Below are 12,553 nucleotides of genomic sequence, written 5' to 3' on the forward strand. Positions count from 1 at the left end.
CGCATGGATTCGTTAGCTATTTAGCGCACGGCCTTTAAGCAATTTACGCATCCACATGCGATTCGGATTCAGCGCTTCAAGCACGGCTTGGTTCACTGGCATCGGCAAGCCTAACAATTCACAGGCGAGGATCTCCGCCGCCAGCGGACCGCTACAGATGCCACGTGAGCCTAAACCTGCCAGCAAGTACAAACCCTCGAGTACCGGTGCAGCGGTGTTTTGCCAATATTCGATACTTTCTGGTGTGGGGCCAAGTTCATCAGCCTGAGCAAAAATTGCCGCCGCATCTGGCGCGGCACCGACCATCGGTAAATGATCGCGCGTGACCATTCTTACGCCAGCGCGGGCAGCGGTGCCAATCTCAATCGTCTCTACCCAAGTGTGCTCAGGGTAACTCAACCGCATTTTATCGAGGTTATCTTGCTGCTCGCTGGCGCGAATGTCGATGCTGCGGTCGCCTTTGATGTAAGTGGCACCCAAGCAATGTTGCTGTTGCCATTGCGGCGTTAAATAGCCTTTGGCGCACAGCACGGTTTTTAATGGGTTTAACTCGGTAGTGCTGTTGATTTCACTCACTTGACCACGAAACGGTGAGATAGGCAGTTGGGCGGTTTGTGGCAGTAGCGTGATGCCAGCGCCATTAGCCAGCACCAGTTGTTTAAACGGGCCGAAACTTTGCGCTGCACCATGTAACAGCCAGCCATCGCTTACTTGCTCAATCCGCTCGATATGGCAATTAGGCATAAATTCACATAAGCCTGTCTGCTCGGCTTGTCGTACCGTTGCTTGGCAGAGTTGCTGCGGGCACACCCAACCAGCAAGCGGGTAGTAAAGCGCTTGTTCTTTAAGCTCAATGCCCGCGATGGCAGATGCGGTCGCGCTATCAATTTGCGTTAGCAGTTCGGCGGGCCACGGTTGACCAGCAAATATTTTATCGAGCCGCTGGCGACTGCGATCATCAAAACCTGTCTGTAGCACACCACAAAAATCATACGGCAGGGTAGGTTCGGCTTGCGCTAGCGCGGCGATTTGCGCGCGGCTAAATTCATAACCTTGCACGAAAAAGTCGTTTTGGACTGAGCTTTCGGGAGTTAGCAGCGGATATAACGCGCCTTGGCGGTTACCACTGGCCGCTTCGCCTGCGGCCGCTTCGGCACAAAATAGCGTGCTGGCTTGCCCTTTATTGGCTAAGGCGAGTGCCAATTGGCTGCCTGCAACACCGGCGCCAATAATGGCGATGGCATGCAGCGCGGATGTCACCGCCGGTGCAACATACACCGGAAACGGCAAACGTTGCTGCTGCTGTTGATGGCATAAAGCCGCCCGTTCGCTAGCGGCGATGGTATCGTCTGTCGTGCAGATTTGCTCGGTTTGTGTTAACTGCAATCCAGCCGTCATCAATCTATGGCTTAATACGGCATCAGCTTTACTGAGTTCGACACGGGCACTGCGGGTACTCATCGCGGCCATGCGCCAGATGCAGTTTTGCGTTAACGCACTTGCGCTACTATCTAAGTGCCAACGGTCAATAAAAGGCTGGTTGAACACTTGTTGCGCTAATTGGGTTTGGCTAAGGTGGCCGTGAATTTCCACATAAAAATGCTGACAAACAAAGCGTTGCCCGTTGCTAAGTGCCATACTGGTCATCTGTTGCAGTGCGTTGATGAGTTGACCCCATTCGGCGCTGAGATTTGACGGCAGTTGTGTTAACTGCTGCCGTAGTTGCGCCAGCAGTTGCTCAGTCGGTGTATCGTTTGCTGATAAATACAGCAATATATTCGGTGCTGCTGCGGTGGCGGATGCGCTAAGTTGCTTAAAAATTGACTCAATCGAGCTTGTGCCGCAAAAAGCGTGAGTCAAAAATGAGCGGTTGTTTTGGAATGTTTGCACTGTAACTACCGGAAATTTAAAGGGCTATATGTGACTTTGACGTCGTAAATGGGCATCATTTTAGCCTGAGTCATGGAAAGCTGACCACTTGTCGAGAGTAAAACCGCTAACATTGCGTCAGCAAAATTTGAATGTACACAATTGTACGGAATGGATAGTAAAACATGAAAAGAGTCGTGATCACCGGAATTGGCGTCGTTTCAAGTATCGGTAATAACAAACAAGAAGTGACTGAATCATTACGTGAAGGCCGCAGTGGTATTACGCATTCAGCCCAGTTTGAAGAGATGCAACTGCGTAGTCAGGTCTGGGGAAACGTTAAACTCGATCCATCTGAGCTGATCGATCGTAAAGCATTACGTTTCATGGGCGATGCAGCGGCTTACGCTTATATCGCGATGCAAGAAGCGATTGCCGATGCCAATCTGACCGAAGAACAGTATTCAAATCCTCGTGTAGGCTTAATCGCAGGTTCAGGCGGTGCATCATCTGCCAACCAAGTACAAGCGGCTGATACGCTGCGTACTAAAGGTGTTAAGCGCATTGGCCCTTATATTGTGCCTCGCATCATGTCGAGCACGGCCAGTGCATGTTTGGCAACCCCATTTAAAATTAAAGGCATGAACTACTCGATCAGTTCTGCTTGTGCTACCAGCGCCCACTGTATTGGCCACGCCGTTGAGCTGATCCAAATGGGTAAACAAGACATGGTATTTGCCGGTGGTGCTGAAGAGATCAACTGGACCCTGACCATGGGCTTTGACGCCATGGGTGCACTGTCATTCAAATACAATGACACACCAGAAAAAGCGTCTCGTACCTATGACGCCGACCGTGATGGTTTTGTTATCTCTGGTGGCGGCGGTATCGTGGTTGTTGAAGAGCTGGAACATGCTCTGGCACGCGGCGCGAAAATCTACGCAGAAGTGGTCGGTTATGGCGCGTCTTCAGACGGTTATGACATGGTAGCGCCAAGCGGTGAAGGTGCCATCCGCTGTATGCAGATGGCGATGCAAGATGTAGATACACCAATCGATTACATCAACACTCACGGTACTTCTACGCCTGTAGGTGACGTGCGTGAACTGGAAGCGATTAAAGAAGTCTTCGGTGACAAAGTGCCACCAATTGCTTCTACCAAGTCGATGACTGGTCACGCCCTCGGTGCCGCTGGTGTGCACGAAGCTATCTACAGTTTGATCATGTTGGAAAATGGCTTTATCGCGCCATCAATCAACATCGACAACTTAGATGAAGCAGCGGTTGGCATGCCAATCGTACGCGAATATCGCGATGCGCCGTTGACTACCGTCATGAGCAACAGCTTCGGTTTCGGTGGTACTAACGCGACATTAGTGATGCGTAAATACCAAGACTAATCAGTAGTCTACTGTGTGAAGAAGGAAGCTGCGGCTTCCTTTTTTATTGCCTGCGTGGTGCGAAGCCAATGAGTCGCTATTACGGGGCAATGTTTGAATTGATTAAAGTTTTGAACCCAGCGCTGTTAGTGAGGTTTAGCCCAAGAAGCACGCGGGCAACCGCAGAGATTAACAAGCGTTTGCATGAAGCTTCGGACAGCAACAGCACGCAATTAATTTGGTGTTAGCTGCTGCTGGTGAAGCATAACTAAGCAGAACATCTAAGGCGCTGCATTATTTACACTCTGCCTGCTGCAAAAACAATCAGCAAAGATAAACAGCCCCTAGGACATTGGTCACAGTCCTTGGTAAGATGCCGCTCCACTTTGGTTAATTCTAAAACGCCTCATGAAATTGGTGGTTGATGAAAACATGCCGTATGTTCGCGAACTATTTGCGGATTTCGGTGAAATTGTGGCGGTTAATGGCCGTCATCTTTCGGCAGAGCAAGTCAGTGATGCTGACGTGCTGTTAGTGCGCTCTGTGACGCAGGTTAACTCAGCGTTGCTTGCCCAAAACAGCCAACTCAAGTTTGTCGGTAGTGCCACGATTGGTACTGATCATATCGACCAAGACTATCTCGCTTCACGCAATATTCCGTTTTCCAGTGCACCTGGCTGTAACGCAACATCGGTCGGTGAATACGTGTTTAATGCCTTGCTGGAGCTGGCTGAAAAATACGGTGCCGACTTGCATGACAAAACCGTCGGCATTGTGGGGGCGGGTAATACCGGCTCAGCCGTGGCGCGTTGCCTTAGCGCATGGGGCGTTAACGTCATGCTGTGCGATCCACCGCTGCAGCGCAGTGGCGATGATCGAGAGTTTTTCCCGCTCGATACCTTAATCGCACAAGCCGATGTGCTGACGTTCCATGTGCCGCTTACGCATGACGGGGCTGATGCCACGTTCCATCTGCTCGACGCTGCCAAGATTGCTCGCTTAAAATCCAACATGTGGTTGATCAATGCTTGTCGTGGCGAAGTGATAGACAACCACGCGTTATTAGCGCGGCAGCAAACTCAGCCGATGCCGGTGGTCTTGGATGTGTGGGAGGGAGAGCCGCAGCCATTGGCAGCACTGGTGCCGCTGGTGGACATTGCCACACCGCATATTGCTGGCTACAGTCTTGAGGGTAAAGCCCTCGGTACGTTTATGTTGTACCAGCGCTTGTGTGAATTGTTAGGGCGGAGCATCGATAAATCATTGGCCGACCTGTTGCCAAAAGCTTGGTTCCAGCAGGTTAATTTGCGTCAAACACCAGATCAAGCTGGGTTGTTACGCTTGTGTCGTTTTGTCTATGATTTGCGCGATGATGACCGCCAATTCCGGAAAATTCATCAAATTCCGGACGGATTTGACAATATGAGAAAAAATCATCGCCATCGAAGAGAATTCAGCGCGCTAGCTCTGGTAAATGCTGATGGTTCTGAGGTAGATTGTCTCACTAAACTAGGTTTTGCAGGAGTCGTTCGGTAAATGTCGCAGGAATATAATGTTGTAGTATTGGGTGCTTCCGGTGCTGTGGGCCAAACCATGATTGAGGTTCTGGAGCAGCGCAACTTTCCGGTAGCCAAATTGTTTCCGTTAGCTAGCAGCAGAAGTGCAGGCAACACGGTAACCTTCCACGGTAAACAAGTTGAAATTCTCGACGTGGAAACCTTCGACTGGACGCAAGCGCAAATTGGTTTCTTCTCAGCAGGTGGTGATGTTTCTGCTAAATGGGCACCGATTGCCGGTGATGCAGGCTGTGTGGTTATCGATAACACCTCACACTTCCGCTATGACGCAGATATCCCATTGGTGGTGCCAGAGGTTAACCCGCATGCGATTGCGGATTTCCGTAACCGTAACATCATCGCTAACCCAAACTGTTCAACGATTCAGATGTTGGTAGCGCTGAAACCTATTTATGACCACTTTGGTATCAGCCGCATCAACGTTGCTACCTATCAATCGGTCTCTGGTACCGGTAAAAAAGCGATTGAAGAGCTGGCGACACAAAGCGCTAAATTGCTGCAAGGTTTGCCGTCAGATCCTAAAGTGTATCCAAAACAGATCGCCTTCAACGTGTTGCCACATATCGATAAATTTATGGATAACGGCTACACCAAAGAAGAGATGAAAATGGTGTGGGAAACCCAAAAAATCTTTGGTGACAACTCCATTCTGGTTAACCCAACGGCCGCGCGCGTGCCAGTATTTTACGGTCACTCAGAAGCGGTACATATCGAAACATTGCAACCTGTTGATGCCGCAGCGGTGAAAGCCGTGCTGCGTGATGCGCCAGGTGTGGTGTTGTTTGAAGATGATGATGACTATCCGACAGCCGCCACTAACGCTGCTGGTGAAGATCCGGTGTTCGTCGGTCGTATTCGTAAAGACATTTCGCATGAGTATGGCATCAACCTGTGGGTGGTATCAGATAACATTCGCAAAGGTGCTGCACTGAACAGCGTACAGATCGGTGAATTGTTAATTCGCGATTATTTTTAAAGCTATTGATTTTGTTCGATATGTGATTAAAGCCTGCATCGCGCAGGCTTTTTTTGTTTTGCAATTGTGAACAGTAGCAGGGCAGTGATTTCTGGTTTATAGTAAACCCAATAAATACAAATGCCTAACGCCTGTGGTTTATGGGCGATCATCAGCGCTTAGAAAGGGAATAGTGAATGAACTTTCGCACTTCTTACTTGGTGGGCTTGGCAGCGATTTTTTCCGCAGTTGCTGTACCGCTGTTTGTGCCACAAGCTCAAAGTGAGGTTCTAAAAGTTACTGGTCCTAATGGAGAAACTCGCCAGCAAGTTCGGCAGTATGGACCTACATCAGTTAACGACACATTTTGGAGTATCGCTCAGAAAGTTCGACCTGACGATAGCATCTCAATTTATCAAGTGATGGCCGCCATTTTCGAGGCCAACCCACAAGCGTTTACCAGCGACAACTACAACAGTCTTGAACGTGGCATGATTTTGCTGATCCCATCCAAAGAAGTGATGGCGGCCATTCCTGTAAATCTTGCGCGTAGTCGTGCCGAACAAGACGATAGAAATTGGAATTCAAAAGCGGTCACAACGGCGGCCGCTAAGCCGGTGCCTAAGCTTACCCCTGAAGTGAGCACTCCTGCGCCGAAAGCGACCCCGCCGACTCAAGCTGCGAAGCCAGCACCTAAAGCTGCAGAATCCGCAGTCGTTAATGCCGCTAACGCAGAGTTGGAAGCACTACGGCAGGAAAATGGTCAGCTAAAACAGCAGCTCGCCGATCTACAGCAGTCGTTGGCCTCATCTGAATCTCAACGCGAAGCGCTACAACTGCAAAACAAGTCGCTCGATGAGCGCTTTGCTCAAATTGATGCGGAATTGGCGGATACCAAGCTGCAATTAGCGCGGTTAAAAGAGGAGTTGGCTGCTCAGGCTGCTGACGCGGAACAGAAAGCGGCGGCAGCGCAAGCCGAAACGCAAGCGCCCGCCGTGGAAATGCCCAGCGATACTTGGCGTAACTTGTTAGACAATCCGCTGTTGCTTGGTGCCATTACTGGCGGCCCAGCGTTGCTATTGTTGTTACTGCTATGGTTCTTCCTCCACCGTAAACGCGCTGCAGCAGATGCTGCCGCCAAAAATGAACCGATGGACGGTGCAGGTGCCGCCGCACCTTTGTCTGGACTGAATAGCGACCTTGATGCTGACGAAAGTGCCATCCATTTAGACGATGAACAGCACGATTCACTCGATTCGCTGCTGGATGTTGACAACATTGATCTGCAACCGGAAATTGAGCTGGAGCATGAAGATGAGCAGATGGCGATGGCGCAAGAGATGTTTGTGGATTCAGGGGCATCAGATGATGCTGAGCTGTTGGCTGCAGACGAAGGGCAATCTCTAGATGATCTTTGGGCGGAAGCCATGGGTGAGCAAGAGCCCGCACCGCAGCAAAAAGCGGCAGCAAAAGATGACTTTGATTCACTGCTCGATGGCGTAGATAACGAACCGTCGTTGCAAGCCTCGCTGCCAGATGATGTTGCTGCGGTATTGGAGCAGGATTTTGGCAGTGACGATGCTACCGATGAGCTGTTAGCTGAACTGGATGAGGAACTGGGTACGAGTGATACCGATCTTGATGCCGATGCTTTGCTAGCTGAGCTAGAAGGTGATTTCGGTGCTAGCCGTCAACCCGAAAAAGCATCTGACCAAATCATTGATGCCGATGAACTGCTTGCCGCGCTTGAAGGCGATCTAGAGGATAGCGACGAACCAGCAAGCTCAGTGTCTGAGCACACGCTCGATGCCGATGAGTTATTGGCTGAATTTGCTGAAGCCGCACCAGCTGAACGCGAAGACGTGACAGCCGATATTGCTAATGACGACGCTCAAGCACCTGCTGTTACGGCTCAAGCAACAAGCGCAGAAGAGACCGCACTAGATGAAGATCTCAGCGCCGCGATTGCCGCTGAATTGGAGCAAGACGACGACGGCGAATTAGCACTCGATCCCGATGCACTATTGGCAGAACTACAAGCTGAACCAGAGCCAGAAGATCTGTCTGAGGCTATTGCCGCTGAACTTGAAGATGAAACCTTAGCCGAATCTGCCGATGAACTTGATCCAGAAGCTTTGTTGGCTGAATTGGAAGCCGAACCACAGCCAGAAGATCTTTCCGAAGAGATAGCCGCCGAGCTTGAAGAAGATGTATTGACAGAGCCAGCGCTTGTCGAAGAGTTAGATCCGGACGCGTTAATCGCCGAACTGGAAGCGCCCGAAGATCTGTCCGATGAAATTGCCGCTGAACTGGCAGATGAAACCAGTGCTGATTTGGCAGACGACGATTTCTTAGACGCTGATGCGCTGCTGGCTGAACTTGAAGGCGATGATGCTACGCTGTCACTCGATGACGACCTCTCTGCTGATGCCGGAGATGCGCCAAGTGAGTACGATGAAATGGATGCCGATGCATTGTTGGCTGAACTGCAACAAGACAGCCCACTCGCCGTAGCGCCAGACGATGCCGCTGACGATGAACAGACATTTGATTTCTCGCTAGAAGATGAGTTATCCGTTGATGACGATGAAAATCTCGACAATCTGTTAGCTGAGTTGTCACAAGAGGAAGAGAAAAAGGCGAAGTCGAGCAAAGATAGCGGTTTCTTTGACGATCTAAAAGCGGCGCGTAAAGCTGATGCTGACGCAGATCTCACCTCATTGAGTGATGATGAGCTGTTAAAGCAGTTTGCTATTGATGCGCCAGATACTGACGATGGCGATGTTAGTTTCGAATTGACCTTAGATGATGATGAGCCTGAAGACACACCGCGTCTTACCGTCGATGAAGCGTTGGCCGCGCTGGACTCGCAAGAGATAGCTAAACGGCCAATTCGGCCAGTGTCTGATATCGATTTAGCGGCATTCCAGAAAGAGAATGGTTTCATCGATATTGAGCGCTTACTGAATGACGCGCAGGAGTCAGAAAGCGAAAGTGATCCGTACCAATCGCGCGATGTTGACGTTGGTGATATTGACTCCCTGATGGGCGACACCGCCATGGTTGACGTGGATGACGAAGAAAACTCCGTCAATGCCAAACTTGACTTAGCCCGTGCCTACATCGAAATTGATGATAGCGATAGTGCCAAAGTGTTGCTGCAAGAAGTACAAGCGGATGGTAACGCCCGTCAGCAAGAGGAAGCCGCCCATTTACTTAAAGATATAAGCTAACATTATCCCGAAGAAACGGCACCGCAAGGTGCCGTTTTTGTTGGTAGAGAACTGATGGACATTATCGCTATAAACCGTATGGTTGTTACTGCTGCGAGTTTAACCAGTTCCGCGGATTAACAGCGGTTTCAGCGTGATGATTGTGATAGAATCCGCCACCTTAGATTGAAAGGGGGAGTGTATGCGGATTGCATTAGGCGTCGAATATGACGGCAATGGTTTTTTTGGCTGGCAACGACAAAACGAAGTTGATTCTGTGCAAGGCCAGTTAGAGCGCGTATTGTCACAGATTGCTAATGAGCCGATTGAATTGCAATGTGCTGGCCGCACTGATGCTGGCGTACATGCGACTGGGCAAGTGGTGCATTTTGATACCACCGCCGTCCGCAATGTTGGTGCTTGGACCATGGGCGTCAACGCCAATCTCCCTGACAATATCGCCGTACGTTGGGCGCAAGAAGTCGATGACGAGTTTCATGCGCGTTTCTCTGCCACCGCCCGTCGCTATCGCTATATCATCTTCAATCATAACTATCGGCCCGGCATTTTGCGCCGCGGCGTGAGCCATTATCACGGCGATTTGGACGAGCAAAAAATGCATCGCGCCGCGCAACAGTTGCTTGGTGAGCACGACTTTACTAGCTTCCGCGCCGTGCAGTGCCAATCGCGTACACCATTTCGCAATGTGCACCGCGTAGATGTTATCCGCCGTGGCAACTTTGTGATTGTCGATATCTCGGCCAATGCGTTTTTGCACCACATGGTGCGTAATATCGTCGGCTCGTTATTAGAAGTGGGTTATGGCAACAAGCCAGAAGCCTGGATTGCTGAAGTGCTGGCAGAAAAAGATCGTACCAAAGCGGCTGCAACAGCTAAGCCGCATGGCTTGTATCTGGTAGATGTGACTTATCCCGAGTCATTTAACTTACCCCAGCCTCCATTAGGGCCACTTTTCCTCGATATTTAATCTGGTAGTAATAGGAATACTTTCATGACTAAGCCTGCTGAACCGCTGCAAGCGCCTGCTCACAATGCCACCATTGATGTGTGGCTTGATTATCAACTCGCTTTGCATTCGATTGAGATTGATATGGGCCTTAGTCGCGTGACGCAAGTCGCTGAGCGATTGGAGCTACTCCGCAGCGACAGCAAGGTGATTACGGTTGGCGGCACTAATGGCAAAGGCACGACTTGTCGCATGTTGGAAGAGATCTTACTCGCGGCAGATTATTCCGTTGGTGTTTACAGCTCGCCCCACTTAGAGCATTACAATGAGCGTATTCGCATCAACCATAACAATGTAGCTGATGCCGCTATTGTTGCTGCTTTCGAGCAGATTGAAGCTGCGCGCGGTGATATCTCGCTGACGTTTTTTGAATTCGGTACCTTGGCAGCGCTGCTGCTGTTCAAACAGCAACGGCCAGATGTGGTGATCCTCGAAGTCGGCTTAGGCGGTCGCCTTGATGCGACCAATATTATTGACGCAGACATCAGTGCGATTACCTCGGTCGACCTCGATCATCAAGCATTTTTGGGCAACACCCGTGAACAGGTTGGCTACGAAAAAGCTGGTATTTGTCGCCAGAGTCGTCCACTGATTGTTGGTGAACCCAATATGCCAGTAACGGTCGCAGAAGTTGCAAGCGCCAAAGGCGCAGCGCTCAAACGGGTAGGGCATGAGTTTAGCTATCAAGCCGATAGTCATCAGTGGCTATTTAGCGGTGAACTGTGGCAACTTACTGCGCTGCCGCTGCCACAACTGCCATTACCGAACGCCGCGACGACACTGGCAATACTGGAACAGTTGATGCCGCAACTGCCCGAGGCTGCCATTCATGCTGGTTTGAAAAATGCCACTTTGGTCGGCCGCATGGAGCAATTAAGCCAACAACCGTTATTAGTGCTAGACGTTGCTCATAATCCCCATGCTGCGCGCTATTTGGTGACCAAGTTAGCGGAATTGAGACAACAACGTCCTGTCAGCAGCCGCTGCTATGCCATTTGCGGTATGTTGAAAGACAAAGATATTCACGGTGTGTTGGAAATTGTTGCGCCGATGGTAGATGCTTGGTCGCTGGTGACTATTCATAACGAACGTGGCGCAACTGCGCAAATGTTGCAGCAAGCCTTGCCAGAAGGGCAACATGCAACCCAATTTGATGATTTTTCGACTGCTTGGCGCACGCTTGCAACCACAGTTCGCCAAGAAGATGTGGTAATCGTGTTTGGCTCCTTTTACACTGTGTCAGGTTTTAAAGAAGTTGTGCAAACTATCGGAAAGGAATAGAGATTTTGGCAACACAGTTTCACAATCGTTTAGTGGGTACTATTGTTATCGCCGCACTCGGGGTGATTTTTCTACCAGATATTTTAGACGGTAAAAAATCGCTTAAACCTGAGCAGTTTGCGGAGATCCCGTTACGGCCAGAAACCGTGACGTTGCAGCCCGATCCGCAAGTAGAAAAAGTGTTAGAAGAACCACAATCACTGCAACCGATATCCACCGCAGATGACAGCGCGGAAACCACCACGATTGCCGCAGCCGATAAACCCAAGCAGGAAACTAACAGCGTTCCGCCAGCCGAACAGCCCAAGCCAACGGCAACCGCAACCGCAACCGCAGCCGTTACCGAGAAACCGCCTGAGGAACCTAAACCAACCGTAGCCACTAAGCCGCAAGTGGCATGGACGCTACAACTAGGTGCCTTTAGTAGTGCGGCAAATGTCAAAGGATTGGTGGCAAAACTGCGTAAAGCGGGCTTCGCTGCCTACACGCTGCCATCTACGCCAGTAGAAGGCAAACTCACTCGGGTATTCGTTGGTCCTGAGGTCTCACTCGACAAACTGCAAAGCCAACAACAAAAAGTGGAATCACTCACCTCGCTAAAAGGTAAAGTGATCCGTTTCAATCCATTAGAACATTGAGTCAATGACGTTTTTCAGAACAATAATTTCTGAATGTGGAGGTGAGAATGCTCTCACTCTCTGGTAGAATCGCGCCGTTCTCAATCATTGCTGGACACTTCTACCCATGGTTTGGATAGATTACGCCATCATTATCATCATCGGACTATCGACACTGGTCAGTTTGATCCGTGGCTTCGCTAAAGAAGCAATGTCGCTAGTCGTCTGGTTTGCTGCCTTTTTTATCGCGAGTCAGTTTTATCAGGAACTTGCAGCCTATATCACGCAGATTAACGACGAAATGTTGCGCAACGGCGTTGCCGTAGCCTTGTTGTTTGTTGCGACCTTGATTGTAGGCGCCATCGTTAATTACTTGATTGGACAGCTGGTATCCAGAACCGGCCTAACTGGCACCGACCGTGTGCTAGGGCTAGTTTTTGGGGCGATTAGAGGCGCGTTGATAGTGAGCGCTTTGCTCTTTTTTATGGATGCCTTTACTGGCGCCCCCAAAACAGATTGGTGGCAGGCATCGAAGTTAGTGCCAGAATTTGGAACGGTGATCCAGTGGTTCTTCCACTACTTGGAAAACACCTCCAGCTTTGTACCCAAAATATAAAAAGATAATTCAAACATCTT

At 50.1% G+C, this 12,553-nt stretch carries 9 protein-coding genes; 8 read left to right on the plus strand and 1 reads right to left on the minus strand.

The window, feature by feature from the left end:
- Positions 1-12 precede the first annotated feature (12 nt).
- Entirely contained in the window at positions 13-1,890 is a 1,878-nt protein-coding gene (gene mnmC1 / locus L9G74_RS10645) for an FAD-dependent 5-carboxymethylaminomethyl-2-thiouridine(34) oxidoreductase MnmC1 (RefSeq protein WP_238896301.1), read from the minus strand.
- A gap of 164 nt (positions 1,891-2,054) precedes the next feature.
- Between mnmC1 and fabB the strand changes: the two genes are divergently transcribed.
- The 8 genes from fabB to L9G74_RS10685 all read left to right on the plus strand — a co-directional run bounded on the left by fabB (position 2,055) and on the right by L9G74_RS10685 (position 12,533).
- Complete coding sequence (fabB, locus tag L9G74_RS10650; protein WP_238896302.1) at positions 2,055-3,269, plus strand: beta-ketoacyl-ACP synthase I; 1,215 nt, start codon at positions 2,055-2,057, stop codon at positions 3,267-3,269.
- A 387-nt stretch (positions 3,270-3,656) separates the two neighbouring features.
- The gene (pdxB, locus tag L9G74_RS10655; RefSeq protein ID WP_238896303.1) at positions 3,657-4,784 is read left to right on the plus strand and encodes a 4-phosphoerythronate dehydrogenase PdxB; all 1,128 of its coding nucleotides are present in this window, start codon (positions 3,657-3,659) and stop codon (positions 4,782-4,784) included.
- Entirely contained in the window at positions 4,785-5,801 is a 1,017-nt protein-coding gene (locus L9G74_RS10660; protein WP_238896304.1) for an aspartate-semialdehyde dehydrogenase, read from the plus strand. It abuts the gene before it with no gap.
- A 176-nt stretch (positions 5,802-5,977) separates the two neighbouring features.
- The gene (locus L9G74_RS10665) at positions 5,978-9,013 is read left to right on the plus strand and encodes a FimV/HubP family polar landmark protein (protein WP_238896305.1); all 3,036 of its coding nucleotides are present in this window, start codon (positions 5,978-5,980) and stop codon (positions 9,011-9,013) included.
- A gap of 181 nt (positions 9,014-9,194) precedes the next feature.
- Complete coding sequence (gene truA / locus L9G74_RS10670; RefSeq protein WP_238896306.1) at positions 9,195-9,980, plus strand: tRNA pseudouridine(38-40) synthase TruA; 786 nt, start codon at positions 9,195-9,197, stop codon at positions 9,978-9,980.
- 24 nt (positions 9,981-10,004) lie between these two features.
- Positions 10,005-11,300: a bifunctional tetrahydrofolate synthase/dihydrofolate synthase gene (folC, locus tag L9G74_RS10675; RefSeq protein WP_238896307.1), complete on the plus strand. Its 1,296-nt coding sequence runs from the start codon at positions 10,005-10,007 to the stop codon at positions 11,298-11,300.
- Between the two features lie 5 nt (positions 11,301-11,305).
- Entirely contained in the window at positions 11,306-11,938 is a 633-nt protein-coding gene (locus tag L9G74_RS10680; RefSeq protein WP_238896308.1) for an SPOR domain-containing protein, read from the plus strand.
- Between the two features lie 106 nt (positions 11,939-12,044).
- Positions 12,045-12,533 carry a CvpA family protein gene (locus tag L9G74_RS10685; protein ID WP_238896309.1) on the plus strand — a complete coding sequence of 163 codons (489 nt, stop codon included), beginning with the start codon at positions 12,045-12,047 and terminating at the stop codon, positions 12,531-12,533.
- Positions 12,534-12,553: the final 20 nt, after the last annotated feature.

Origin of the sequence: Shewanella electrica (genome assembly GCF_022321485.1) — a bacterium.
Taxonomy (GTDB): Bacteria; Pseudomonadota; Gammaproteobacteria; order Enterobacterales; family Shewanellaceae; genus Shewanella; species Shewanella electrica.